Here is a 26,725-nt window from a genome sequence, read left to right on the forward strand (position 1 = left end):
CTAAAGGACAGCTTTAAAAAATATTGTCAGACAATTTCCCTATCACATTGAATAAGCATAAAAAAAGCGCCTCAAAGAGGCGCTTTTTTACACACATTTAGTGATTATGCAGTTACTTTAGAAACTACACCCGCACCAACTGTACGACCACCTTCACGGATCGCGAAGCGTAAGCCAGCGTCCATTGCGATTGGGTGGATTAATTCTACTGACATTTCTACGTTGTCACCAGGCATAACCATTTCAACGCCTTCTTTAAGCGAGATCGCACCAGTTACGTCAGTTGTACGGAAGTAGAACTGTGGACGGTAACCGTTAAGGAATGGAGTATGACGGCCACCTTCGTCTTTAGAAAGTACGTATACTTCTGCGTCGAATTTAGTATGCGGTTTGATTGTACCTGGTTTAGCAAGTACTTGACCACGTTGAACGTCTTCACGTTTAGTACCACGTAGAAGAACACCACAGTTCTCGCCCGCACGACCTTCATCAAGAAGTTTACGGAACATTTCTACGCCAGTTACAGTTGTTTTAACTGTATCTTTAATACCAACGATTTCAACTTCTTCGCCTACTTTCACGATACCAGTTTCAACACGGCCAGTTACTACTGTACCACGACCTGAAATTGAGAATACGTCTTCGATTGGCATAAGGAATGCTTGGTCGATAGCACGTTCTGGTTCTGGGATGTAAGAGTCAAGAGCTTCAACAAGAGCAACTACAGCATCTTCGCCGTATTGACCAGCTTCACCATTAAGCGCTGCAAGAGCAGAACCACGGATTACTGGAGTGTCGTCGCCTGGGAAGTCATAAGTAGAAAGAAGTTCACGAACTTCCATTTCTACTAGTTCAATTAGCTCTTCATCATCAACGATGTCACATTTGTTCAAGAACACAACGATGTAAGGTACACCTACCTGACGAGAAAGCAGGATGTGTTCACGAGTTTGTGGCATAGGACCATCAGTCGCTGAACAAACCAGGATCGCACCGTCCATCTGAGCCGCACCAGTGATCATGTTTTTAACATAATCGGCGTGACCTGGACAGTCTACGTGAGCGTAGTGACGGATTGGAGAATCGTATTCTACGTGTGAAGTATTAATTGTAATACCACGTGCTTTTTCTTCTGGTGCAGAGTCGATTGCAGCGTAATCTTTCGCTTCACCACCGAATTTTTTTGCACATACAGTTGCAATTGCAGCTGTTAAAGTAGTTTTACCGTGGTCGACGTGACCAATTGTACCCACGTTAACGTGTGGCTTATTACGTTCGAACTTAGCCTTAGCCATGAGATCTTCCTTTTTAAACTACTCATGCAGGGATACTGCATGAGCATTTGGTTTTTAACTATGAATTAGTTTGGGCTTATAGTAATCGAAAGATTACTCGTCGTCACCTTTTTTACCGCCAGATTGGAACTTAGCGATGATGCCTTCAGCCACGTTACGTGGTGTTTCAGCGTATTTAGCGAATTCCATAGAATAAGTCGCACGACCTTGAGACATAGAACGCATATGAGTTGCGTAACCAAACATCTCAGAAAGTGGAACTTCTGCACGGATAGCTTTAGTACCACCAGGTAAATCGTCCATACCTTGAACAAGACCACGACGACGGTTTAAGTCACCCATGATATCGCCCATGTAGTCTTCTGGAGTTTCTACTTCAACTTTCATGATAGGCTCAAGAAGAACAGGATCTGCTTTCATGAAACCGTCACGGAATGCGTAAGAACCCGCCATTTTGAACGATAATTCGTCAGAGTCGACGTCATGGTAAGAACCATCGAACAATGTCGCTTTGATGCCAACAACTGGATAACCAGCTAGGACACCATTCTTCATACGTTCTTGGATACCTTTGTCAACCGCACCGAAGAATTCTTTAGGTACTACACCACCAACAACTTCTTCAGCGAACTCGTAATCTTTGCCAGCATCTTCAGCAAGTGGTTCTAAACGTACGTATACGTGACCAAACTTACCTTTACCACCAGTTTGACGTACGAACTTACCTTCTTGTTCAACTGACTTTTTAATAGTTTCACGATACGCAACCATTGGTTTACCAATGTTCGCTTCAACGTTGAATTCACGCTTCATACGGTCAACAATAATGTCAAGGTGAAGCTCACCCATACCAGCAATAATTGTTTGACCAGATTCTTCGTCAGTACGTACGCGGAATGAAGGGTCTTCTTTCGCCAAACGACCTAAAGCAACTGACATTTTTTCTTGGTCTGCTTTAGTTTTAGGCTCAACCGCAAGCGCAATTACTGGCTCTGGGAATTCCATACGCTCTAGTGTAATTACATTATTTTCATCACATAATGTATCACCAGTCGTAGTATCTTTAAGACCTACACATGCTGCGATATCACCCGCACGAATTTCTTCAATATCGTGACGGTCATTTGCGTGCATCTGTACGATACGGCCAACACGTTCGCGCTTCATTTTAACTGGGTTATAGCAAGGGCTACCTGCTTTAAGCACACCAGAGTAAACACGTACGAATGTTAAGTTACCTACAAATTTGTCGTTCATGATTTTGAACGCAAGCGCAGAGAACGGAGCATCATCAGACGCTTCACGAGAACCTTCAGTTTCGTCTTTGTCGTCAAGGATACCTTTAATCGCCTCGACATCAGTCGGCGCAGGTAAGAATTCAATTACAGCATCCAACATACGTTGAACACCTTTGTTTTTGAACGCTGAACCACAAAGCATTGGTTGAATTTCATTCAACAATGTACGTGCACGTAAACCTGAAACGATTTCTTCTTTAGTTAACTCACCTTCTTCAAGGTACTTGTCCATGAGTTCTTCTGATGCTTCCGCAGCAGCTTCAACCATGTTAGTACGCCATTCGTTAGCAGTATCAACTAATTCAGCAGGGATTTCGCCATATTCAAACTTCATACCTTGAGACGCTTCGTCCCAGATAATCGCTTTCATTTCGATTAGGTCAACAACACCCTGGAAGTTTTCTTCTGCACCGATTGGAACAACGATTGGCACTGGATTACCACCAAGACGTGTTTTAACTTGTTCAACAGCACGGAAGAAGTTCGCACCAGTACGGTCCATTTTGTTCACGAATGCAATACGTGGAACTTTATATTTATTTGCTTGACGCCATACAGTTTCAGACTGAGGTTGTACACCACCTACAGCACAGTAAACCATGCATGCACCGTCAAGAACACGCATAGAACGTTCAACTTCAATAGTGAAGTCTACGTGTCCTGGGGTATCAATTACGTTAATACGGTGCTGTTCGAATTGGTTACCCATCCCTTTCCAGAAGCATGTTACTGCCGCTGAGGTAATAGTAATACCACGTTCTTGCTCTTGTTCCATCCAGTCTGTAGTTGCAGAACCTTCGTGAGTTTCACCAAGTTTGTGACTCTCACCTGTGTAGAACAAAATACGTTCTGAAGTGGTAGTTTTACCAGCATCAATGTGCGCAGAGATACCAATGTTACGATAACGAGAAATTGGGGTTTGACGAGCCATGATTTCTAGCATTCCTAAATTTTGTTGTTTAAAACAGGACGCTTTAAGCTGCATAGCAACTTAAAGCGATTCGATGACAAAACAGTGACAACTGATTTGTCACCCTCCTGAATAGGGGCTGTTTTATCCGCTTAGAAACGGTAATGAGAGAAGGCTTTGTTGGCTTCAGCCATACGATGCACATCTTCACGTTTTTTGATCGCTGCGCCTTTACCTTCAGCTGCATCAAGCAACTCACCAGCAAGACGTAAAGCCATAGTTTTTTCAGAACGCTTAGCAGCAGCATCTACTAACCAACGCATAGCCAAGGCAGTACGACGGGATGGGCGTACTTCCATAGGCACTTGGTATGTAGCACCACCAACACGGCGTGCTTTTACTTCGACCATAGGACGAACTTTTTCAAGAGTAGTCTCGAAAAATTCAACTGGGTCTACTTTAGATTTTTCTTGAACGCGGTCTAAAGCACCGTAAACGATACTTTCAGCAATAGATTTTTTACCATCTTGCATTACGTGGTTCATGAATTTAGCGATTGTTTGGCTGCTGAACTTAGGATCCGGAAGGATTTCACGGGCAGCAACTACGCGACGTCTTGGCATTTTAATACACCTAATAAATATGACACTTCAGGTTACTCCAGCAGGTGCACAAAGTGTCATGTGCTTTCGCTGGCCTTACTATACGTCGCTTGGAATTTTCACAAAAAATGCAGAAATCAGACAAGCGAGACGATAAAGGATTGCAGTTCTAACGAACTAAGAAGCCAATCTTTTCAGATTATTTCTTAGGACGTTTAGCACCGTATTTAGAACGAGACTGGTTACGATCTTTAACACCAGCACAGTCTAAAGAACCACGAACGGTATGGTAACGTACACCCGGTAAATCTTTAACACGACCACCACGGATAAGAACAACACTGTGCTCTTGTAGGTTATGGCCTTCACCACCGATGTAGCTAGAAACTTCGAAACCTGAAGTTAAGCGAACACGGCAAACTTTACGCATTGCTGAGTTAGGTTTTTTAGGTGTAGTTGTGTAAACACGTGTACAAACACCACGACGTTGTGGACAAGCCTTCAACGCAGGAACTTTAGATTTTTCAACTAAAGTTGTACGACCCTTACGGATCAACTGATTTGTTGTTGCCATTTGGCAATTCTCCCGTTAATAAAAAGCCCCAAAAAATACTACTTTTTGAGGGCATGCAATTGTAAGCGAAGACTTAAAATTGGTCAACAATATACGATCATCGAAAACATTTATTCATCATGATTTGCGCAATTTTTCACCCACAAATAAATAGTTTATTTTTCAGAAGAATCTGCTAATTTTTTTGTAACTTTATCTACGGCTGCTGTTTTGGCTTTACGCGGCTTAGTTTTAGGTGCAGCTTTAGCCACAGGGACATCATCTTCCTGCACGGCTTCCAACGCATCAAACTCATCTTTTTCAGCTAAAGCAGGTTTTTGCGCAGCCCCGGGTGCATGAGGCTCAACAACTTTCTCCGCAAGTGCCTCCAAACCTTCTGAGACTTTTTGTTCCTGCTCTACTTCCACTTCGGCTGCATCAGAGTTTTTAACTTGTGCTTTTTTAGTGACTTTTACTGCGCGGATACTCTCATGACCTGTAACATCTATGGTCTGATCTAGTACTGGCTCAGCCAAATCAATATCTTTCGCCTTAATACCTTCTAGTAATTTAGGTGTTGCTTGAGCAAGCAACTCAAGAGAACGCTCATAGGCATGTAAAGGTGACAAGCTAATATCCTGATGCTGCAAAATATATTGGCGCGCATTAGAAAAGACTTGCTGTGCCTTCTGATTCACTTCATCCACTAAACGGCGACTATACACCACACTTACACCAACACTCGCCACAGGAGATAATCGTGATAGCTGATTTAACAATGAAACTTTTGGCATTTGATTGAGCCATGCCCACTTAAACTGACCATTTTCATCTAGTACATATTTTTTCAATGCTGCTGCATCAGTATCTGAACCCACCAATTGCTGCAATTGATGTAAATCACTATTTTGTAGCGTACTACTCAGAGCTTTTATTGCCATAAGCAAAGTTTGTTTTTCTGCAATTAAACTCAAGTCGACCTGTTTAAAAATAAACTGAATAATATCTTGGTCACTTTCTTTGCTTAAGTCGAAACCATAAGAACGTCCAACTTGATAAATCACTCGCAGAGTCATAATCAGTGAAGCAGGGATATCAATACTTGAACCAATGACACCTGTCGCACCTGTTAAAGCCCCTTGAATCGAAGCAATCCATTTATTTTGCTCACCCAGAGCCTGACTAATACGACGCGAACGATCGACATCTTGTGTCAACTCTTCTAAATCACGTACCCCAGCTTCATCCAGTACAGCATCTACAGATGAAATATCCGAACTAAAATGATTAAGTCGATCAAATAAATAATCAGAAATTTTGTCACTAAATTGAGGAGCAACAAAATTAGCCACATTATTTACAGTATTAAAATGTCGACCGAATAATTGTCTAGAAACATTTGGAACGTGTTCACGTAAGATTTGCTGAGGATTATCATATTTTTTTACATCAAATACGCCCGCTTGCCTTGACTGACCCTCCAAGGTTTGACCATTTTTTTGAGGTTGAATGACCTTAGTTACGGATTCTGGTGCGACATGATTAATGATAGACACCCCAGTAGAACTGAGCTTTTTAGCCACTCCAAAGGCGTTTGAGAGTAGACCTACCGTTGGTTTATTATTCGTTTTCACCATTCACTACCTCATTAAAACTATTCTTTAAATTATTGATAAATACTAGGTGTAGTCAAACTTTATCACAACTTGAATATGTATCTTTAAGTTAAGTTTTTTGCTGCATCGTTGCAAATTAGCTCAGTCAACAATAGGCATAGGATTTGCCATAAGAATTCAAAAAGCTTTCTGCTATCATTATTCCAATCAAATTATATGAGTTCGCCTATTTAGAAAGTTTCCTTCGTATACTTTCAATAGCTTGCTCACACACTACCTATAAAGGATCTGTAGATGAAACGTGTTGTAATCACTGGTATGGGCATCAACTCATGCATTGGTAATACATTAGAAGATGTCACTCATTCTTTGCAAAACGGGATTTCTGGAACACGTTTCAACCCAAGTTATGCTGAACTTAATTTTAAAAGTCATGTCAGTGCGGCTGCAGAACAAAACTTTGACGGTATTGACCGCCGTTTAAAACGCTTTATGGGCGTATGCGCAATGTATGCATACAACTCAGCTTTGGCTGCGGTAGAAAATGCAGGCTTAACAGCAGAACAAATCGGTGGTAATCCACGTTACGGTATTGCGGGTGGGTCAGGTGGTGGTTCAACTGCATCTGTTGTGGAAATGAAAGAACTTCTAGACACCAAAGGTGCACGTAAAGTTGGTCCATTCTTTGTACCACGTAACATGACCAACACCATTACCGCAAACGTGGGTGTGGCATTTAAAATGCAAGGTATTGCACATACGATTACTAGCGCTTGTGCAACATCTGCAGATGCCATTGGTTATGCATACAACCTGATTCAATTAGGCAAACAAGACTTAATGCTTGCCGGTGGTGGTGAAGAAGACCATTGGTCACAAAGTCTTTTATTTGATGCAATGGGCGCACTTTGTTCAAAATATAACGACACTCCAGAGACTGCTTCACGCCCTTACTCTGCTGACCGTGACGGTTTCGTGATCGCTGGCGGCGGTGGCTTCGTTGTACTAGAGTCACTTGAACATGCTCAAGCACGTGGTGCAAACATTTTGGCTGAAGTTGTCGGCTATGCAGCAAATTCTGACGGCGCAGACATGGTTGCACCATCGGGCGAAGGTGCGACGCGTTGTATCCTTATGGCTTTAGAAGAAGCTAAACAACATGGTGTGGATACCATCGACTATGTTAATACACACGGTACATCTACTCCGGCAGGCGATGTCACTGAACTTAAAGCGATGGAGCGTGCTTTCGGTGAAGGGCAAGTTCCTCCGCTCAGCTCGACCAAATCGATGACCGGTCACAGTCTGGGTGCTGCAGGTGTACAAGAAGCGATTTACTCTATTTTAATGATGCAAAATGACTTTATAGCACCGAACATCAACGTGACTGAACTTGACGAAGGTGCAAAACCTTTTGATATCGTACTTGAAAAACGTGATGCAAAATTGAATACTGTGATGAGTAACAGTTTTGGTTTTGGCGGTGTAAACGCTTGCCTCGTTTTCAAAAAATGGGAAGCATAATATAAAGTTTGCTGCTTTGGCGCTTCGGTGCCAAAGCACATACCCACCGCCCTTTTAAGGGTTAATATATGGATGCTCCATCAGATGCTTTCCTCTGGGTAAAAGCATTGCATATCATCGCAGTTGTTTGCTGGTTCGCAGCGCTATTTTATCTCCCTCGCCTTTTTGTCTACCATGCTATGAGTGAAGATGCTACCAGTCATCAGCGCTTTCAAATCATGGAACGTAAGCTATACCGCGGCATTATGTGGCCCGCTATGATTGCTACACTGATCACGGCGCACTTCCTCGTCGATTGGGGTGATGCAACACGACACTACCATGAAGCGCTTTGGTTCTATTTAAAAGTTGGATTGGTTGGACTATTGGTGATTTATCATTTTGTTTGTGGTTATTACCGTAAAAAGCTTATCGAAAATGCACATTATAAGTCGCATAAATTCTGGCGTTATTTTAATGAAATGCCCACTTTGATTTTATTTGCGGTTGTCATTTTAGTTGTAGTGAAGCCAAGCTTCTAAACGACTGTAAAAAAGCCCCTACTCATTGGGGCTTTTTTATTTCTATATCAAAATGTTTATATACAAAAACTACAACTGCACACAGCTATCTAAAATATTCCAATTGTGTGCTCTAAATTGCTCACGCGGATACGGTACTTCAGCACACAACATCCCCTCTTTCTTAAAGAAACGTCGGCCGTAGCTATTTTGATTCAACTGCATTAAATCAGTCGCACCCTGATTCAACAAATTAAAAATCATAATTCGATCATTCAAAATGTGCCCTGCAAGCACAGAGCGCTCCCAAGGCACCCCCTCTATATTGGACAAAGTATTGCCCAAATAATTTTTGATATGCCAAGATGAATACTGTCCCTGTTTTTAACCACCCTGCATCCTAAACGAATCATAAGAAAGCTCAGATAGCTGTGCCGCCTCTTCATATTGCTTAAACAATTGATTTGCAGTTTGATTTAGCAAATACAACCAATACATCAAGGAGGTATTCCAGCCCGATGACTGCTGCACCTGATCCAACACCGCATATATGCCATAGGCTTCCAATTGTGCTGCTGAGCGCAAACTCAACTGACTGGCACTTAAAGGCTCCAAATAAACTACTTGTCCAGTCTTTAACTGCTCATTACGTATAATTCAAACATAACGTGCCAGCCAGCTTTGAATCAACATCCTTTCAACCAATGAGATCGGGCGCTCAAGCATCTGCTGCAATCTTTGATATTCAGCCATATATGCATCCAGCTTATCCTCTTTATTTAACGCAATATTGATCTGATAAAGGATCACCAACTGATTTAAATACTTAAAGTCTGGATATGCGGAATTGCTCGGCATACTTAAACTGCGGTATTGGTCTGCATGCTGCAACCATGTGTTAAAGCGCTGCAACGGCACCTTTTCTTGCTGTATCAACGCACCAAGCACCAGACGATGCTCAACAACAAATGCACTAACCGCCGTAGGATCATCGACCAGCAATTGCTGAAAGTCCGCAACTAAATTCGTCTGTTCTTCTGACCACTTTTCATGCGTTAGCTTCGCATTCAATGGCTGGCCCAATACATTCTGATGCTCTTGCCCCAACAAACTAAATGCCCAATCTTGATGATAACGATAGCGCCCAACATTCAATGCCGAAAACCGATCTCCAGCATTCAGCCCAAGCAAGTTAAAATACGGCTCTTGTGTGTAATTTGAATGATAAGAAATTTCAGACTGCTGCCACTTGAGCACCCGAGGATCAATACGCTCCTCCCACCGCAGCCAAAGACAAAAACACACAACAACTGCAAGCAACAGCAAGAAAATAAAGATGATTTTTTGTTTCATTGATTTCTTATTTTGAATTATTTCAGCCGCATTATATTCAACTCCACCATTCACGCATACAAAAAAAAGCCATCACAAGATGGCTTTTTGTTTTAAACGCAAATACTTATGCAGGAATACGCAGTACTTGCCCTGGGAAAATGTCATCGGCATTTTTTAACAAAGGACGGTTTGCTTCAAAAATTTTATTGTATTGATTTGCATCACCATAAAATTCTTTAGAGATTTTAGATAGGTTATCCCCCGACTTGACAGTATAGAACTTACTCTCAGGCTCAGGACTCGTCACTGTTAACTGATCATCCACTTGCGCCACATGATCAATATTCCCTACTGCCAAGATAATCTTTTCACGATCTGCTTGGCTTTGTACCTGACCTTTCACTGTCGCTAGATCTGAAGTCCCGTTATAACTCACAGACAAGCCTGTTACAGGTAAGCCCAGTGCTTTGATATGACCCAATAACTTATTGGCAATTTCTTGTGCAGATGGTTCAGAAGGTGTTGCTGGCGCTGCTTGAGGTTCCGCAGGTGCTGTATTTTTTTTACCAATACCTTTTACAAAATCAAAAAGACCCATATTTTTCTCCGTTGTTTTTACTGTTTTAAATCATTTAACTATTGTTCAAACTCTATTCTTATAGCTAAAAAATAACCGCTTTTGAGTTGTTGTTGGTGACAGAAACGTAAGCTAATGTAAAAACAAAATATTCGGCATAAAAAAAGCCACCGAATGGTGGCTTTTTAAATCAGCATCGCTGAAATCTAAAATCAACCTAGTTTCTTAGAAACATAGTCAATTGCAGATTGTACAGTAGTGATTTCGTTTGAATCTTCATCAGGAATAGTGATGTCGAAATCGTTTTCGAAAGACATAACTAATTCAACTAGGTCTAGAGAATCTGCACCTAAGTCATCCATGAAAGAAGCTTCGTTTTTGATCTCGTCTGCTTTAAGACCAAGTTGTTCAGCTACTGCTTGTTTTACGCGTTGTTCGATATCGCTCACAGGAATTCTCCTCATTGCTTGTGGCGTTTTTAATGCCGTTAGTTTAATTGAATCTAAATCGTTTTGAAAGTTTATACTTGAGCGCTTAGCTCATGTATAAACCACCATTTACATGTAATACAGTTCCGGTAATGTAACTTGCCTTTTCAGAAGCAAGAAAACTTACGGCATTTGCGATATCTTGCGGCTCACCTAAACGGTTTAAGGCCACTTGATCACTCATCTTTTTACGAATTTCTTCGCTTAACTGTTCTGTCATTTCTGTTGCAATAAAGCCCGGAGCCACTGCATTCACAGTGATTTGGCGGCTTCCCATCTCTTTTGCAAGGCTGCGACCAAAGGCCTCAATCCCTGCTTTTGCAGCAGAATAGTTTGCTTGTCCTGGGTTAGCAAAATGTGCAACCACAGAACTAATATTAATAATTCGGCCAAAACGTGCTTTGGTCATGCCCTTTAAAACACGTTTAGAAAGTCGATAAACGGCTTTCAAATGAATGTTGAGAATGTCATCCCAATCATCTTCTGACATACGAAGTAACAAATTATCTTTGGTAATACCCGCATTGTTCACCAAAACCAATACAGAACCAAAGTTTTGCTCAATGTCTGATACCAATGCATCAATTGCAGTTGCATCACGTACATCTAAAACTTTACCCGCACCATTTTCAGCAAAAGCAGCAGATAATTTTTCCGCACCTGCTTCTGAAGTTGCAGTACCTACAACAAAATAACCGTCTTGAATCAATTGCTGAGCAATTGCTGCTCCAATCCCACGGCTCGCACCTGTTACTAAAGCAACTTTGCGTTCTTGTGTCATGCAATTTTCCCTTCTGCCACTAAAATGGCATTCAGTGCATCTTCCATACGACCTTTCGTGTCGAGTGGGAATGCTTTTTCAATATTTGGCAAACGTTTTGCGAGATTCGCAAGGACATTACCCGGACCACATTCAGCAATGTACTGAATACCTTGGTCTTGCAAATACTGCATGGTCTTTGTCCACTGTACAGATTGGTATAACTGTGCAGTTAACGCCTGACGTAATTGCGCTACATCAGTCGCGATTTCAGCGCCTACATTTTGTATTACAGGTATAGTAGGCAGCTCAATGGCAGTTTGTTCCAATGCTGTCGCAAACTGTTCAGCAGCAGGTTTCATCAATGCACAATGCGATGGCACAGAAACCGGAAGTGCGATTGCCTTACCGCCATTTTCTTTAGCAGCAGCCATAACCGCTTCAACCATGGCTTTATCGCCCGCAATGACAACTTGACCTTGTGCATTGTAGTTTGCAGCATCTACTGAACCTGGGCCTTCTGCTTGAGCACAAAGTTCAATGACTTTGGCATCATCTAGACCCAAAATTGCCGCCATTGCACCTTGACCTTCAGGTACAGCACTTTGCATTAATTGACCACGTAGGTTCACCAGTTTAACGGCATCACCTAGGCTCATCGCACCTGCAGCAACCAAGGCGCTGTATTCACCCAATGAATGACCTGCAAGGTATTTCGGTGCAACACCACCTAACTCTAACCACACACGCCATAAAGCAATACTGGCAGTCAGTAGTACAGGTTGAGTAAATTCTGTTTGGTTTAACCCTTCACCACTTTGCGCAATCTGCCAAAGATCAAAGCCAACTGCTTCTGATGCTTCTGCAAATGTTGCTTGCACACTACTAAACTGTTCTGCAAGTTCAGCGAGCATGCCGACTTTCTGTGACCCTTGACCCGGGAACACGAATGCAGTTTTAGTAGCTTGAGCTGCTTGCTCGAGTTGTTTAGCAGACATAAAAAAATCCTTTATCAAGACTGGTGAATTTATGCTATTTGGACATTAATTCAACACAATCCCATGTAAGCTTGTTTCAGGGACGGAAATTTAACACTTAATTTTTGTCTTGGTAATTGCCAAATGCAACAAAAAATCGGTACAAAAAAAGGGAGCTTAACGCTCCCATTTTTTCTACTAAGCTTGACGCTTAATACATCACCAATTATTCAGCAGATGCTTTAGCGAATAATTGACGACCACGGTAGATACCATCTTTAGATACGTGGTGACGACGGTGAGTCTCGCCAGTAGCTTGGTCTACAGTTAATGCATTCTCGGTTAAAGCGTCATGTGAACGGCGCATGTCACGGCGAGAGCGACTTTTACGGTTTTGCTGAACGGCCATGATGGCTCCTTACAAAGATCGAAAAAATGGATCAGAACAAATTCGATTGTCTTATACTCAAGAGTATAACACAAAAATTAGTTAAGTTTACCCTTCAAACCTGCCAAAACATCAAACGGGTTGTCCCGTTTTTCTTCAACAAGCTCTTCAGCGGCAGGTTGATGCTTATGTTCACAAGCGTCGTGCTTAGGTGACAAAGGCATCAACAATAACAATTCATCCTCTATCAGTGAGAGTAAATCAGCAGTCGCAGGCGCATCATATGAACCTTTGGTTGTTGCTTCACTTTCACCTAAAACGATGAAATCAGCATCCTCATCCAAGCGCTCTATCAGTGACTCGTCATCTACAAGAGCTAGATGAAAACTTGAAACAAGTGGGATCTCAACAGTATCCAGACAACGCTGGCATTCCATTGGAACATTTGTTTCAACATGACCATCTAGCCATACAATGCGATGATAAGCATCCATTGATAGCTTACAGTCTATGTTAATCAATTGATCATCAATTGATCCAACAGCTTCACGAGCAATACGAACAAAGCGAGATAATGGCAGTGTTCCTGACCATTTAAAGCCCTGTTCAGCCCATTTAAACGGCTCAATCTGTGCCGGAAAGGTATTTGCTGACATAATTAAGGCGGCAATTCTACAAATTCATCAGTACTCTGTCAAAGATTAAGATACAATTTTGTACTTATTTAGACAGACCATTTGGGTAACTTAAGTTATGCATCTGTTGCAGCCGCAAACAGAAGTGAATGTTTCATCACTTATGAGCACAATTTCAACGCTTGATTCTGACATTTCAACTGACCAAGTGCAACTCTCGGCTTGGGAGAAACTTTCCACAGAAACAGAACACGTCGATTGGCTCATCTTACACTTTAATCATTGGTTTTCCCACCTGAATGTGAGCTTAGTGAAAGGTGACTTTGAGCCCGAGTACTTTCCTGCCGATTCAAACGGCCCTGCCCGTATTCAATTTGCCCATGGTTATTTCAATAGCGCCCTGCATGAAATTAGCCATTGGACTATTGCTGGCGATCAACGTCGTTTACTTCCCGATTTAGGCTATTGGTATGCACCTGATGGTCGTAGTAAAGAGCAACAAGCCCTCTTTGAACAGGTAGAAATTAAGCCCCAAGCGATCGAATGGTTATTTGCCAAAGCATTTGGGCGTAAGTTTCGTGTCTCACTTGATAACCTCACTGGTGAAGGTGGTGATGGCAGCAGCTTTAAAGATAATGTCTATGCACAATTACAGGCTTATTTTAAAGGTGAAGCCAAACTTCCACGCGATGCTTGGCGCTTTATCCAATGCATTTGCCACTGTACACGTGCTGGCAAAATGTTACAGGCGAATGAATTTCAACGTGAAATGCTTGATTAAATTATACAATTTGACTGCATTTCACATTGCACAAAGCAAGTAGACCGCGACATAATGTCTAGAGCTTTTAATAATAAGAGGAAAACGACATGTTGCATTTAAGAATACATCCGGAAAATCCTCAGCCCCGTTTAATTACGCAAGCCGTTGAACGGATTCGTGCCGGCGATGTGGTGGTTTATCCTACAGATGCCGCCTATGCCATCGGCTGCCAAATTGGGAACAAAAATGCCATGGAACGCATTGCCCAAATTCGTCAGCTCGATGCTAAACATCAATATGCGATTATTTGTGCAGATTTATCTGACATTGCCACGTATGCCAAAGTCGACAATGCCATGTATCGTTTATTGAAAAATAACACCCCTGCTGTCACTACCTTTATTTTGCCTGCCACCAGTGAAGTTCCTCGCCGTTTAATGCATCCTAAAAAGAAAACCATTGGACTGCGTATTCCGAGCAACCCGATTTGCCAATTATTACTCAAAGAATTGGGTGAGCCTTTATTAACATCGACCTTAATTTTACCGGGCCAAAAAGAACCGATTGATGATCCTTACGAAATTGAACTGCAAATCGGCAAACGAATAGATGTATTAATTGATGGCGGCTTAGGTACTTTAAATACCACTAGCGTTGTAAACCTTGCAGGTGAATACCCTGAAGTGATTCGCCGTGGTGTCGGTGATGTCAGTGCATTTGAATAGCATGTACTATTAAATACATGCTGTCGATTAGAAGCACAGCATGTAAAATACATCGGCTCAAAACGCGGTTAAAGCACCTTTCGATAAAGGAATCGACCTGATGACTTTATTTCAGATTTTACTCAAGCTCCAAAATGCGACAGACCTCAGTGTCTCCGAGCAAAACAGCCTTAATCATTTTGCTATATATGCCACTGAGCCTTGGACTTTAGAATCCACGGCTCAACTAAGGGCAATAGATAAAAATTTAATTTCACCAATAGCGACAACACAGCCGCAAATTTTTCATTATTTTCTGCATGCATCAACGGTCAAATCGCTGTTTAAACGTAGAGCTAATCAAAATCTCTGCTCGCAAGCGCAGTGCCAACTCATCATCGAATTTGCACTTGAACATAGGGTCTTACCAACAGGCTCAAAACCTTGATAGTGTGCTTTTCCTCAAGCGTAATAAAGCTGCATAAATTCCTTTAAATGAATTTTCTGCTGCCCCTGCTCATCAAAGTTGTTTGTATCGAGCCATGCTGCATATGCTTGAGACAACATTGGCCAATCCTGATCCAACATCGCAAACCAAGCAGTATCACGATTACGACCTTTCACTATCACATGTTGACGAAACAACCCTTCAAATTGAAAGCCAAAACGCAAAGCAGCGTTTTTCGAAGGCGTGTTCAAGTCATCACACTTCCACTCCACCCGTCGATATCTCGCTGCAAAGCACGCTTTTAACAATAGATAAATGGCTTCTGTTGCGGCTGTTGATTGCTTCATTAAACTTGAAAAATAGACATTGCCAATTTCGATGACAGCATGTGCAGGGCGTACATTGAGCAAAGCAACCCATCCTACAATGGCATCACCAACCTCAATGACATAATGCATCGAACCGGCAAAATGAAAGGATTGCTGAAAATAATCAAGCAATTGCTGCATGCTTTGAATTTGAGAATAAGGCAAATACGTCCAACAGCGTTCATCAGGTTCTTGTTGTACTGTCTGCCATAGCCGCTGTAAAAGACTATCATCAAGCTGATCGGGCAACATCGGAATAAGTCGAACAGATTGCCCCACTTCGGTTTTACATCTGAACTGGCAAGGTTCAAACTGCGCCAACGTCATCCCTACGGCCTGATCCCATTGATTATATTGTTGTGGCATAGTAAATATTCTTTTAGTCAATTCATTCAAATCATTTCATGCTGGACGCCCATCATCCAGATATCACAGCTTAAATGAGTTCATGGATTGATGAGTGTATTTTTTATAATTAACACAAGATGTGATCGATATCACAGCTTTAAAATTTTACATGTGTATAAATAAAGCCTATTCCCTATAAATTTTAAGTTTTTTACCCAATTCAACCGTTCAGTAATTTCTTTAAACGCATTTTTCCATTACACTATTCCCTATAACTTTTGTGCTTTTACTTTCGATGTGAGATCGAAGCGAAAGCTGTCTGCATGCCTTTGAAAATTCGCGTGGCCTATAATTGCAATGAACCAAACTGTCCATAATTCTATGGAAGATGCTCCACACATTCGCGTTTTGGATGAGTGGCAAGAAGCTATTCCAGAAGATTTGTACATTCCACCCGCTGCATTTGAAATTCTATTAGAGCATTTCGAAGGACCACTCGACTTTCTGATTTACCTGATTCAAAAAAATGGCTTCGACTTATTACAAGTCGATATTGCCCCGATTGCATCCCAATATTTGTCTTATATGGATGCAATGAAATCCCTAGATATTGAATTAACCGCAGACTATATGGTGATGGCAGCCCTATTGGCCGATTTAAAATCGCGTCTATTATTGCCAAAACCTAAATCGACCGCGGCACATGAACAAGATCCTAAACAAGAATTGATTGACCGTTTAGAAACGTATTTGCGCATCAAACAAGCTGCGGAAAGATTAGGTCAAATGTCAGTGTTGGATCGAGATACATTCGATACCAATGTCAGTTTAGGAACAATAGTCGAAACCAATTATGGCTATGACATTCAATTACTTCGTGATGCCATACTCTGTGTTTTTAATCGACCAGAACCGGTTACCCACCAAATTTTACAAGAGCCTGTTTTACTCGAAGAACGTATTGCTTATATTGAAACTAAGCTTGAGTCAGGTGAAGTATTAGATTTTGCGGACTTACTCAAGCCAAGCCAAGGCCGCATGGGTGTTGTCGTGACATTTATGGCCGTGTTGGAACTGACACGCCAACAAAAAGTTCAAATTGTCGCATCAGGTGTAGAAGCACCGCTTGCAATTCAGGGAGCACGTGCATGAACACTGAACTTAAACAAATGACTGCAGTGTCTTCAGAAGATAATCTGCATGAAATTTTGATGCAGCTTGAAGCTATTATTTTTGCCAGTGAAGCGGCGGTGAGTATTGCCCGTTTAAAAGAGGCTTTCCAAGACCGTTTCAGTAAAACCGAATTACGCCAATATTTGCAGCAGCTTTCCATGCTGCAACACGGCAGATCAATTGAACTTGTTGAAACCGCTCAAGGTTTCCGTTTTCAAGTACGTGCAAAATATCGTAATATTATTGCACAGACCTGGCCTGAACGACCAACTCGTTTATCGCCATCCTTGCTCGAAACTCTTTCTGTCATTGCTTACCATCAACCGGTAACCCGCGCAGATATTGAGCAAATCCGTGGGGTGACCAACAATAGTCAAATTTTACGTACGTTATTTGACTGGAACTGGATTAAAGAATCTGGTTTTCGTGAACTCCCAGGACGACCCGCGTTGTTAGTTACAACGCCTCAATTTTTAAATGCTTTTGGTCTAACCTCATTGGGCCAATTGCCTCCCCTGCAGGATGCCAAGGAAGCTTTTATGGCCCTCGATGCGAATGCACCGAAGTCATAAATAGGTGAACTGTTGATGATAATTTCTAAGGTTATGCTGTCATGAGTGAAAAATTGCAAAAGGTGCTCGCACGCGTTGGTTTGGGTTCTCGCCGTTATATGGAAGAAGTCATTGCCGCTGGTCGTGTGAGCGTAAATGGGCAAGTTGCCCAAGTGGGTGAACGTATTGAACCGGGTGATGAGCTTCGCATCGATGGTCGTAAAGTTCAGTTCCAAATTGAAGACGAAATTCGTCGCCGTGTGTTGATTTACTATAAACCAGAAGGCGAAATTTGTTCACGAAATGACCCTGAAAACCGTCCAACGGTATTTGAGCAATTACCTCAAATTACAGGTGATCGTTGGGTAATGGTAGGTCGTCTAGATATCAACTCTACAGGTCTATTGCTGTTCACGAATGACGGTGAACTGGCGAACCGTTTAATGCACCCTTCTAGCGAAATCGAACGTGAATATGCCGTTCGTGTCATGGGTGAAGTCACTCCTCAGTTAAAAAACAACATGTTACAAGGCGTTGTTTTAGATGATGGCCCTGCAAAATTTGAGTCATTCTCTGAAATTGGTGGTGACGGTATTAACCGTTGGTATCAAGTGGTTGTAAAAGAAGGTCGTAACCGCGAAGTTCGTCGTATTTTCGAATCTCAAGGCTTAAAAGTGAGCCGTCTTTTACGTACACGTTATGGTTCAGTAATTCTGCCACGCGAACTACGTACTGGTCGTTGGATCGAGCTAGATAAACAAGATATTGACAACTTAACCAAGTCGGTTGAACTTAAACCACGTCAAGGTACTGGCCTGTTTGGTATGGCGAAACGTCGTACTGAACGTATGCAAGACAAACCAATGGCAGCACGTCGTGGTGGTTACTTACGCCAACAACGTCGTGACAGTGACGAAAACCAGCCACTACAAAGCAATGGTTATCAAGACAATCGTGGCGAACGTCGTACTGGTCGTACTGAAGGTGGATTCCACGGCAATGGATTTAATCGTTCAGAGCGTCGCAACGACGGTTTCAACAATAACCGTAATGATCGCAACAGTGAAAACTTTGGTAACCGTGAACGTCGTAACGACAATTTTGGCAATCGTGAGCGTCGTAATGACTCTGTGCCAAGTCGTGCATTTAGCGGAAACAACAAAGGCTTTAAGAAATTTTAATTTCTTAAGCACAAAAAAACCGCTCATTTGAGCGGTTTTTTTATACCAACACTAAACAAACTGTTCAGTGGTTTGTGGAATCGCACTCAGCAAACGCTTGGTATATTCATGCTGTGGTGATCGATACAGCTCATCCGAGTTTGCAATTTCAACGATATCACCATGGTTCATCACCATGATTTGGTCAGAAATATATTTCACCACAGATAAATCATGTGAAATAAAGATATAGCTCAAACCAAATTCATCTTGTAAATCTTGCAATAAATTCAGAACTTGGGCTTGAACCGAGACATCTAGGGCAGAGACAGACTCATCACAGATCAAAATTTCTGGCTTTAAGGTCAAGCATCGTGCAATGGCAATACGTTGACGCTGACCACCAGAAAACTCATGTGGATAGCGATAAAATGCTTGGGCAGGCAAACTGACACGTTCAAGCAAATCAAATGCCATTTGCTCCCGTTCAGCATCATCCTTCCCTATCTGATGCACTTGCATCGGCTCCATCAAAATTTGACCCACAGTAAATCGTGGATTGAGCGAAGCATATGGGTTTTGGAAAATGATCTGTATTTTGCGCTGATATTGAGTAAATTCTTTGTCACTCATCGCCAAAATATCATGACCTTCAAACAGCGCCTGACCACCTGTCGCTTCCTGTAGACGCATCAGTAAAAGGCCAATTGTGGTTTTACCTGAGCCAGACTCTCCAACCAACCCGAGCGTTTTACCTTTCGCCAGTTGAAACGAGACACCTTTGACCGCCTGATACTCATCCTTACCAAATAAACCCTTGCGGCTATAGAACGATTTTTTCAGGTCTTTGACATCTAAAATAATCTGTTCATTACCCGTAAGACCACGCGTTCGTTGTCTACGGGTTTCCTCAGATAAATGCACATCCTCAATCAGCTCATCACCATTTTGACGCATAAAATCACTGATCATCGGTAATTTATAAGGACGCTCTGACATCTGTGGACGACACTTAAGCAAAGCTCGAGTGTAGATATCTTTAGGATGATCCAGCACTTCATTGACCAAGCCTTGTTCACGGATTTCTCCATGACGCATAACAATCACCTGATCGGCAATTTCGCTTACCAATGCTAAATCATGCGTAATGAATAGCATCGACATCTCACGTTTCTTTTGCAAGGCTTCAAGTAAATCTAAAATTTGCTTTTGAATCGTCACATCAAGTGCCGTGGTCGGCTCATCGGCAATCAATAACTTCGGCTCACATGCAATCGCCATAGCAATCATGACACGTTGCTGTTGACCACCTGACATTTGGCTAGGATAGGCATCAATTTTCGTTTCAGGAGAAGGAATACCCACTTCCTTCAATAATTCCAAAGTCCGTGCTCTTGCCTGCTTACGTCCCATACCTAGATGAAGTCGTAATACTTCGGCAATTTGATCACCCACCGTAAAGACTGGATTGAGTGACGACATCGGTTCCTGAAAAATCATCGCAATATCTTTACCACAGATATTACGCATTTCTCTTGGAGACAGACTCAGTAAATCCTGCCCTTCAAAAACTATTTTACTACTTGCATCTATACGGCTTTGATCACGTGGCAACAGCCCCATAGTTGCCAACGAGGTCACCGACTTGCCACTGCCAGATTCTCCCACAAGTGCCACAGTTGTATTGGCAGGAATGTCAAAAGATATTCCTTTGACCGTTTCGATATAGCTTTTATCTTCGGCTTTAAAGCTCACTTTCAGGTTTTGAACACTGAGGAGCGTTGGTTTAACAGTTTGATTTTGTTCCGTCATCCTTTACTCCTCCTTATTTCAATTTTGGATCTAATGCATCACGCAATGCATCAGTAAACATCGAAAATGCTGTAACCAAAACCGCCATCGCTACAGATGCTGCGATAAGCTGCCACCATTTACCTAAAATCAATTCACTTTGTGCTTCATTAAGCATACTGCCCCATGACACAACCCCAACAGGAACACCAAATCCCAAGAAGCTCAAAATCACTTCCGACTTAATAAAGGCCACCACTAAAATCGAGATTTGCACCAATGCAATATGACTGACGTTCGGAAAGATATGCACAAAGATGCGTCGGAAATGACTCACCCCTATCGCTTTGGCAGCGAGCACATATTCACGCGAAGTATGTTTCATATACTCTGCACGAATCAGACGATACACCCCCGTCCACCCAGTAAGTCCTAGAATGAGGACAATCGATAAGATCCCCTTTTGCTGTAGTACAGCTGCAATCGCAAGAACCAAGAGCAAATACGGAATCGAGGTAAAAATGTTATAGAACCAGTTTAAAATATCATCGACCCAACCACCGAAATAGCCAGAAATTGCCCCTAAAATTGTCCCAATCACGACAGCAAGTAATGCAGCTACCACGCCAACAATAATAGATGTTTCAGCACCTTTAATGGTTTTTTGCAGGACATCCTGCCCCCATTTATCCGCACCAAACGGTAAAGTTTGTTTTAGCTCGCTTTGTTGATCTAACAAATGGCCACCCAATTGCTGATCAATCGCTTTCATATCTTCTGCTAATGGATCTACAACGCCATAGTAGTCAATTGCATTGGTACCACCTTGCTCAGTCGCAATCTCTGCATTCAGTTCAGCAATTACATCTTTTAAAGGATCAACAGGATTTTCAGGCAATGCCATATCTTCTGCTGATGCTTTGGTTTTGGCTGTTTCATTAAGTTCCGCCCCAATAAAACTTGGAGGTGCATAACTCACAGCCACTTCTTTATTCCAATTGGATGCAACCAAGCCTGTCATCGACAATAGCAACACCACGAAATAACACAGTACAACGAACAACGACACCATCGCTAATTTATCGGCTTTTAGGCGTCGCATCGCCAACTTCCACAAGCCAGTCGATGCAGGTGTTGATGCCGTTGCTTTGGTCTTATTGAATATTCCTAGCATAGGCCACCTACTTCAACTGAACGCGAGGATCGACAAGTTTATAAATCAAATCCGCGATTAAGTTAAAAATCATTGTAGCCGCTGCAACGTAGACCGTAATCGCCTTAATGACAGGGAAGTCACTGCGTTCAACAGCAATAATGACTTCACGACCAATACCCGGAATACCAAAGAATCGTTCAATCAGGAAAGCGCCTATCAGCAGTGCCGGTAGACTCGACATGACATCGGTAATAATTGGAATTGAGGCGTTACGCAGTACATGTACACCTAAAATACGGCTTTCACCCACCCCTTTCGCACGCGCAGTTCGAACATAGTCTTGATTGACTTCATCCAATACAAAACTACGGTACAAGCGCAAAGTTGGTGCAATACTCACCACCAACATAATTAAGATAGGCAGTAAACCGTATTTAAATAAGTTTTCGCTAAAGTGATCACTCCAGCCTTGAACCGGAAACCAGCTTAACTGATATGCAAAAACGTATTGGAAAACAATAATGTAAACCAAAATACTAATCGACATACCAATCGTACATAGCATCATAATCATACGATCGGTTAATGTGCCACGAACTGAAGCCACAGCAAGTGCCAAACCAATTGAAATGATCGTTTGCAAAATGGTTAAAGGAATTAAAATCGTCAGTGACGGTCCTAGACGGGTCAAAATAATATCTGACACCGACTCACCTGTACTCCAACTCATTCCATAATCAAAAGTTAAAATCTGCTTAATGAAAATCCACAATTGGACATAGTAGGGTTGATCAACCCCCAACTGTTGTCGGATGTTTTCAATTTGCTCTGGGTTCGACATTTTGCCTGCTAGAATATAAGCAGGGTCCCCACCTACCCAGTTAAATAAGAAGAATATGAGCAGAACAACCCCCAACATCGTTGGGATCATCTGCCATATACGCCGTATGATATATGCCAGCATAAAGTTGTCCTTACTTCACTCGTTGTCCAGTAATTTCATCAAAGAAAGCTTTGTTATCAGGTTTACGACCTAAGAAATCATGCACCAATTTTTCTGCTTCATATTGACCACCTTGCGACAAGATTGTTTTACGGTAGCGTTGTCCCACTTCTGGGTTATTTAGGTTATCTCCGAAAGCAGACAACATATCGAGTGCCATCACTTCAGACCACATATAGCCATAATAGCCAACTTGGTAACCGCCCATGATATGGTTGAATTGTCCTGGGAATTCAGTGCTTGGGACATAGCCTAAAGCTGTCTCGCCTTCCATTTTCTTCCAGACATCTAAGGGTTTAACACTCAAAGCATCTGATGAGTGAAGTGCCATATCATATTTTGCATACAAGGCTTGACGTGCATAATGCAAACCACGTCCATAGCTATGAACCGCTTTTAATTTATTAATCAGTGCGTCATCTACAGGTGGACACGCTGGATTACAGTAATTTGCGAGTGTAGATAAAGTTTCTTTACGACGCGCCCATTCTTCATACATTTGTGAAGGTGCTTCTACAAAGTCGCGCTCTACTGAAGTCCCCGATTGGGATGCATAGCGTGTATTGGACAAAATACCGTGCAAAGCATGACCAAACTCATGAACAAAGGTTTCAAGTTCATCACTATTTAAACCTTTACGGTTAAAGTTGGTCACCAAAGCAGAAATCGGTTTACGCTTAGTCAAGGTACTGCCACCTTTTACGCCCCAAACAGCCGCATGACCATACTTCCCTTCACGTGGGTATTTATCGATATATAAACCACCAAGCAACTCACCGGTCTTTTTATCTTTTACATCGTAATATTCAACTTCTGACTGCCAAACATCGACTTTCGCAGGCTTAAATTCAATGCCATAAAGGTCAGATGAAATGGCAAAAATCCATTCTTGAGATGCTTGGGTTGGGAAATAGTCACGCAATTTTTCTTGATCGATTTGATACTTTTCTTTGCGAAGTTTTTCACTCCAGTAACTCTCACTCCAGCGATTGATTTCAGCTTTTTCGAGTGGAATTTTCAGGCTTTTCGCTTTGAACTCACGTAAAGTCTCAACTTCTTTTTTCTCTAAAGGTGCCACCGTTTGATGAACATCGGCTAAGAACTTATTCACTGTTTCAGGGTCTTTTGCCATACGGTGTTGCAACACCCATTCGGCATAGCTTTTTTTGCCAAAGAGCTGCGCAATTTCATAACGTAAATCCATTGCTTGCTTTAACAATACTAAGTTTTTCTCAGTACCACGACGCGTGAATGCAGTTTGGTAACGCTTACGCGCATCATCGCTTTCTGCTAGTTCCATAAATGGACGGTATTCTGGGTATTCAAAACCGAGCAAATAATTGCCCTTTTCATTTTTCTTTAAGCCCGAAATATAGCTGTCTGGCAAGCCTTTCAACTCCGCCGGTGTAAACTCCAGTTTTTCTTTATTATCTCGTACATTACGCGCATATTCTTGTTCAATTTTTGCTAATTCATCAAAGATAGCTTTCAAACGAGCACGTTTTTCAGGTGTAAATTGTACCCCTGTATTTTCAAAACCATCCAAGATGTCTTGACGCATTTTTTTATCAATTTCGTCATTGGTTTTGAGTTTTTTAATTTGCTTGTAAAGTTTTGGATTTTGATAAACCGAAGTTTGAAACTCCATAATTTTAATTTCACAATCTTCCGCCGCCTTACGTAAAGCCTCATCAGGATCGACGTTACTATACAGTCCGATTGGTCCATAAAAATCTTCAAATTTGGCAAAAATTTGATCCCACTCCGCCAAAACAGGTGCTGCTTTTGCATTATTTTTTATCTTTTTTTGCTCAAATGCCGCTAAATCTGTTTTCACTTGCTGAATTTTGGCATCACACAGCGCAGGTATTTCTTTGGCTTGGAACTTTGGCAAAGTACTCCGTATTGAATCTTCGGCTTGAACGAATTGGCTAGCGCCGATCATCAACATACTGAGGGTGGTGAGTTTCAAAGCTTTATTTTTCATAATTTCTCCAGTTTTGTTCCATTTTATTTTTTCGGGTCAATATCGATGTACATCCATTCTGTTGCCAAAATTGGATGCTTTTTATAACCAATCACGCGTGGTTGCGACAACACACTACGGTAACGTGCATAATTAATTTGGACAGGCATGTACACTTCTAATATGCGTGACATTTTCCGATAGATTGCATCACGCTCCGGTCCCGGTTTCATACGCTGCGTCTGTTCATATAAACGGTCGTATTCAGGAATTTTTGAACAGCCGTTGTTGGTGACATTGATATTTTTGCCATAGAACAATTGCATAAAATTGTCTGCATCTGGATAGTCTGCGATCCATGCAGATGCTTTAAACATGGTTTTACACTGTTTTTCGGCTTTTAAAGCTTCTGCAAATGGCATCGACTTTGTTGTCATTTTAATTTTGATGCTATCTAAAGTTTTCTTCCAAAATTCACCCAACTGCTGACTACGGCTACTATTGCCCGATATCGTCATTTCAATCGTTAGCGGTTTACCATTCGGTTGAGTACGCCAGCCATCTGCGCCGACTTTATAGTTATAACGATCGAGCAATAAATTTGCCGCTTTAACTGAGTATGGAATACTCGACTTATAATTCGGGTCATAGCCGACAACGCCAAGTGGAATTGGGCTTTGTAATTTTTGTGCATCACCATTCATCAAAATTTTGATTTGATTATCTGCTGAATAAGCCATCGCCATTGCACGACGTAATGCAATTTTTTCTTTACTAAAACCTCCAACCACAGGGTTTTGCATATTCCAATAGTGATAGTCGATAGAGGGGTCAGAAATCCGCGACATTTGGATGCCTTTTTTAGCCAACTCAGGCTTTAGCTCTCCATCTTTTAAGGCTTGTACCGACAAATCTCCATCTAGTACCAACAAATCCGCTTCATTTTTTGCAAAGGTCAACCAACGTGATTGTGATTCTTCCATCACCTGAATATCAATCACGCCAATTTGCGGCATTTTTTTGCCTTGCATGGCTTTTACAATCTTTTCATCTTTGGCATCTGATGCTTTAAAGTCCCAGACAAAGCCACGATAGTTTGGATTGGCCTTTAAAATAATTCGTGAACCAGGTGTCCAGCGTGTCAAAATATATGGCCCTGTGCCCACAGGTTTACCCATCACAAAACCCGCTTTGTCTCGATATTTTTCGACCACTTCACGTGCCATGGCCGAGGCAGGTTGATGAGCCAATAACATTGGAAAGTTTTGATCTGGAGAATTTAAACGAATGACAAGGGTATACCGATCAGGGGTTTGTATGCCTTCAATGGGCGCATCATAATCAAACTTACCTGTTTTTTTTGCCTTTTCTAAAACCTTCTCCATCCCTAAAATACGACCATCAAGTAGCCAACTGTTTGGTGAACGAAGTTGTGGATCGACTAAACGTCTAAAGGTATATGCATAATCAGCCGAGGTTAACTCTCTTTTCTTGCCCTTAAATACAGGATCATCAGCAAAATAAATGCCTTTTTGCAGGCGAATGGTATAAGTCAAACCATCAGCACTGATTTCTGGCATCGCAGCCGCCGTTTTAGGAACCAACTTTGCTGGTGATGCTAAATAGTCATAAGTATATAAGGTTTCAAAGATTGAGGTATTCACATGTGCAGAATACAGATCATGTACGCCAACTGGGTCAAAACCTGTTTCTGCGACAGGGAAAATATGACGTAAAACTTTATTTGGATCTGCTGGATTCTTTGCCAATGCTAATGTCGGCATCGCACTGAACAACACTCCCCCCATCAAACACGCTGTAGCAAATTTGGTGAGC

At 41.9% G+C, this 26,725-nt stretch carries 28 protein-coding genes; 8 read left to right on the plus strand and 20 right to left on the minus strand.

What is annotated here, in order from left to right; genetic code table 11:
* Positions 1-104 precede the first annotated feature (104 nt).
* The 5 genes from tuf to FTU80_RS12405 all read right to left on the minus strand — a co-directional run bounded on the left by tuf (position 105) and on the right by FTU80_RS12405 (position 6,295).
* Complete coding sequence (tuf, locus tag FTU80_RS12385; protein WP_180077405.1) at positions 105-1,295, minus strand: elongation factor Tu; 1,191 nt, start codon at positions 1,293-1,295, stop codon at positions 105-107.
* Between the two features lie 93 nt (positions 1,296-1,388).
* Complete coding sequence (gene fusA / locus FTU80_RS12390) at positions 1,389-3,524, minus strand: elongation factor G (RefSeq protein WP_111885035.1); 2,136 nt, start codon at positions 3,522-3,524, stop codon at positions 1,389-1,391.
* Positions 3,525-3,655: 131 nt separating this feature from the next.
* Entirely contained in the window at positions 3,656-4,126 is a 471-nt protein-coding gene (rpsG, locus tag FTU80_RS12395) for a 30S ribosomal protein S7 (RefSeq protein WP_005011815.1), read from the minus strand.
* A 178-nt stretch (positions 4,127-4,304) separates the two neighbouring features.
* Positions 4,305-4,679, minus strand: coding sequence for a 30S ribosomal protein S12 (gene rpsL, locus FTU80_RS12400; RefSeq protein ID WP_000246374.1), 375 nt, complete (start codon positions 4,677-4,679; stop codon positions 4,305-4,307).
* A 155-nt stretch (positions 4,680-4,834) separates the two neighbouring features.
* Positions 4,835-6,295: an EcsC family protein gene (locus tag FTU80_RS12405; RefSeq protein WP_180085354.1), complete on the minus strand. Its 1,461-nt coding sequence runs from the start codon at positions 6,293-6,295 to the stop codon at positions 4,835-4,837.
* A 273-nt stretch (positions 6,296-6,568) separates the two neighbouring features.
* Between FTU80_RS12405 and FTU80_RS12410 the strand changes: the two genes are divergently transcribed.
* Both FTU80_RS12410 and hemJ read left to right on the plus strand, forming a co-directional pair.
* Positions 6,569-7,798, plus strand: a complete 1,230-nt coding sequence (locus FTU80_RS12410) for a beta-ketoacyl synthase N-terminal-like domain-containing protein (protein ID WP_111885033.1) — start codon at positions 6,569-6,571, stop codon at positions 7,796-7,798.
* Positions 7,799-7,866: 68 nt separating this feature from the next.
* Complete coding sequence (gene hemJ, locus FTU80_RS12415; RefSeq protein WP_180077409.1) at positions 7,867-8,319, plus strand: protoporphyrinogen oxidase HemJ; 453 nt, start codon at positions 7,867-7,869, stop codon at positions 8,317-8,319.
* 69 nt (positions 8,320-8,388) lie between these two features.
* Here the strand turns inward: hemJ and FTU80_RS12420 are convergent, their stop codons facing one another.
* From FTU80_RS12420 to FTU80_RS12460, 9 genes are all read right to left on the minus strand, one after another.
* A complete protein-coding gene (locus FTU80_RS12420; protein WP_180085356.1) occupies positions 8,389-8,631 on the minus strand; it encodes a hypothetical protein in 243 nt (80 codons plus the stop codon).
* A 51-nt stretch (positions 8,632-8,682) separates the two neighbouring features.
* Positions 8,683-8,913, minus strand: a complete 231-nt coding sequence (locus FTU80_RS12425) for a hypothetical protein (protein WP_180085358.1) — start codon at positions 8,911-8,913, stop codon at positions 8,683-8,685.
* 42 nt (positions 8,914-8,955) lie between these two features.
* Positions 8,956-9,651: a hypothetical protein gene (locus FTU80_RS12430; RefSeq protein ID WP_180085360.1), complete on the minus strand. Its 696-nt coding sequence runs from the start codon at positions 9,649-9,651 to the stop codon at positions 8,956-8,958.
* Between the two features lie 106 nt (positions 9,652-9,757).
* Complete coding sequence (gene lysM / locus FTU80_RS12435) at positions 9,758-10,231, minus strand: peptidoglycan-binding protein LysM (protein WP_078190053.1); 474 nt, start codon at positions 10,229-10,231, stop codon at positions 9,758-9,760.
* A gap of 191 nt (positions 10,232-10,422) precedes the next feature.
* Positions 10,423-10,659, minus strand: a complete 237-nt coding sequence (acpP, locus tag FTU80_RS12440; protein WP_078190054.1) for an acyl carrier protein — start codon at positions 10,657-10,659, stop codon at positions 10,423-10,425.
* Between the two features lie 85 nt (positions 10,660-10,744).
* Complete coding sequence (gene fabG, locus FTU80_RS12445) at positions 10,745-11,479, minus strand: 3-oxoacyl-ACP reductase FabG (protein ID WP_078190055.1); 735 nt, start codon at positions 11,477-11,479, stop codon at positions 10,745-10,747.
* On the minus strand, positions 11,476-12,456 hold the full coding sequence (fabD, locus tag FTU80_RS12450) for an ACP S-malonyltransferase (RefSeq protein WP_168379587.1): 981 nt from the start codon (positions 12,454-12,456) through the stop codon (positions 11,476-11,478). Before fabD ends, fabG begins: the two co-directional genes overlap by 4 nt.
* Positions 12,457-12,661: 205 nt before the next feature.
* Entirely contained in the window at positions 12,662-12,844 is a 183-nt protein-coding gene (gene rpmF, locus FTU80_RS12455) for a 50S ribosomal protein L32 (protein WP_004279227.1), read from the minus strand.
* Positions 12,845-12,921: 77 nt separating this feature from the next.
* Positions 12,922-13,479: a DUF177 domain-containing protein gene (locus FTU80_RS12460; protein ID WP_078194223.1), complete on the minus strand. Its 558-nt coding sequence runs from the start codon at positions 13,477-13,479 to the stop codon at positions 12,922-12,924.
* Positions 13,480-13,576: 97 nt separating this feature from the next.
* On the opposite strand from FTU80_RS12460, the gene FTU80_RS12465 reads away from it, so the two are divergent.
* From FTU80_RS12465 to FTU80_RS12475, 3 genes are all read left to right on the plus strand, one after another.
* On the plus strand, positions 13,577-14,239 hold the full coding sequence (locus tag FTU80_RS12465) for an elongation factor P hydroxylase (RefSeq protein ID WP_180005434.1): 663 nt from the start codon (positions 13,577-13,579) through the stop codon (positions 14,237-14,239).
* Between the two features lie 89 nt (positions 14,240-14,328).
* Positions 14,329-14,946, plus strand: coding sequence for an L-threonylcarbamoyladenylate synthase (locus FTU80_RS12470; RefSeq protein WP_078190059.1), 618 nt, complete (start codon positions 14,329-14,331; stop codon positions 14,944-14,946).
* Positions 14,947-15,046: 100 nt separating this feature from the next.
* On the plus strand, positions 15,047-15,373 hold the full coding sequence (locus FTU80_RS12475) for a hypothetical protein (protein ID WP_180085363.1): 327 nt from the start codon (positions 15,047-15,049) through the stop codon (positions 15,371-15,373).
* Positions 15,374-15,387: 14 nt separating this feature from the next.
* Here the strand turns inward: FTU80_RS12475 and FTU80_RS12480 are convergent, their stop codons facing one another.
* Positions 15,388-16,107 carry a GNAT family N-acetyltransferase gene (locus tag FTU80_RS12480; protein ID WP_180085365.1) on the minus strand — a complete coding sequence of 240 codons (720 nt, stop codon included), beginning with the start codon at positions 16,105-16,107 and terminating at the stop codon, positions 15,388-15,390.
* Positions 16,108-16,446: 339 nt separating this feature from the next.
* Between FTU80_RS12480 and FTU80_RS12485 the strand changes: the two genes are divergently transcribed.
* From FTU80_RS12485 to rluB, 3 genes are read left to right on the plus strand one after another with little or no spacing between them, the layout of a single operon-like run.
* Positions 16,447-17,241, plus strand: coding sequence for a ScpA family protein (locus FTU80_RS12485; RefSeq protein WP_180085368.1), 795 nt, complete (start codon positions 16,447-16,449; stop codon positions 17,239-17,241).
* On the plus strand, positions 17,238-17,834 hold the full coding sequence (gene scpB / locus FTU80_RS12490; RefSeq protein WP_078190063.1) for an SMC-Scp complex subunit ScpB: 597 nt from the start codon (positions 17,238-17,240) through the stop codon (positions 17,832-17,834). The genes FTU80_RS12485 and scpB overlap by 4 nt, the downstream gene beginning before the upstream one ends.
* A gap of 41 nt (positions 17,835-17,875) precedes the next feature.
* Positions 17,876-18,994, plus strand: coding sequence for a 23S rRNA pseudouridine(2605) synthase RluB (gene rluB / locus FTU80_RS12495; RefSeq protein ID WP_180085370.1), 1,119 nt, complete (start codon positions 17,876-17,878; stop codon positions 18,992-18,994).
* A gap of 51 nt (positions 18,995-19,045) precedes the next feature.
* Here the strand turns inward: rluB and FTU80_RS12500 are convergent, their stop codons facing one another.
* From FTU80_RS12500 to FTU80_RS12520, 5 genes are read right to left on the minus strand one after another with little or no spacing between them, the layout of a single operon-like run.
* A complete protein-coding gene (locus tag FTU80_RS12500; protein WP_180085372.1) occupies positions 19,046-20,785 on the minus strand; it encodes an ABC transporter ATP-binding protein in 1,740 nt (579 codons plus the stop codon).
* 13 nt (positions 20,786-20,798) lie between these two features.
* On the minus strand, positions 20,799-21,938 hold the full coding sequence (locus tag FTU80_RS12505) for an ABC transporter permease (protein WP_180085375.1): 1,140 nt from the start codon (positions 21,936-21,938) through the stop codon (positions 20,799-20,801).
* Positions 21,939-21,945: 7 nt separating this feature from the next.
* Positions 21,946-22,884 carry an ABC transporter permease gene (locus FTU80_RS12510; protein ID WP_078190067.1) on the minus strand — a complete coding sequence of 313 codons (939 nt, stop codon included), beginning with the start codon at positions 22,882-22,884 and terminating at the stop codon, positions 21,946-21,948.
* 10 nt (positions 22,885-22,894) lie between these two features.
* Complete coding sequence (locus FTU80_RS12515) at positions 22,895-24,910, minus strand: M3 family metallopeptidase (RefSeq protein ID WP_180085377.1); 2,016 nt, start codon at positions 24,908-24,910, stop codon at positions 22,895-22,897.
* 23 nt (positions 24,911-24,933) lie between these two features.
* Positions 24,934-26,697, minus strand: a complete 1,764-nt coding sequence (locus FTU80_RS12520; RefSeq protein WP_373423847.1) for an ABC transporter substrate-binding protein — start codon at positions 26,695-26,697, stop codon at positions 24,934-24,936.
* Positions 26,698-26,725 lie beyond the last annotated feature (28 nt).

Origin of the sequence: Acinetobacter sp. YH12145, from assembly GCF_013418335.1 — a bacterium.
GTDB lineage: Bacteria > Pseudomonadota > Gammaproteobacteria > Pseudomonadales > Moraxellaceae > Acinetobacter > Acinetobacter amyesii.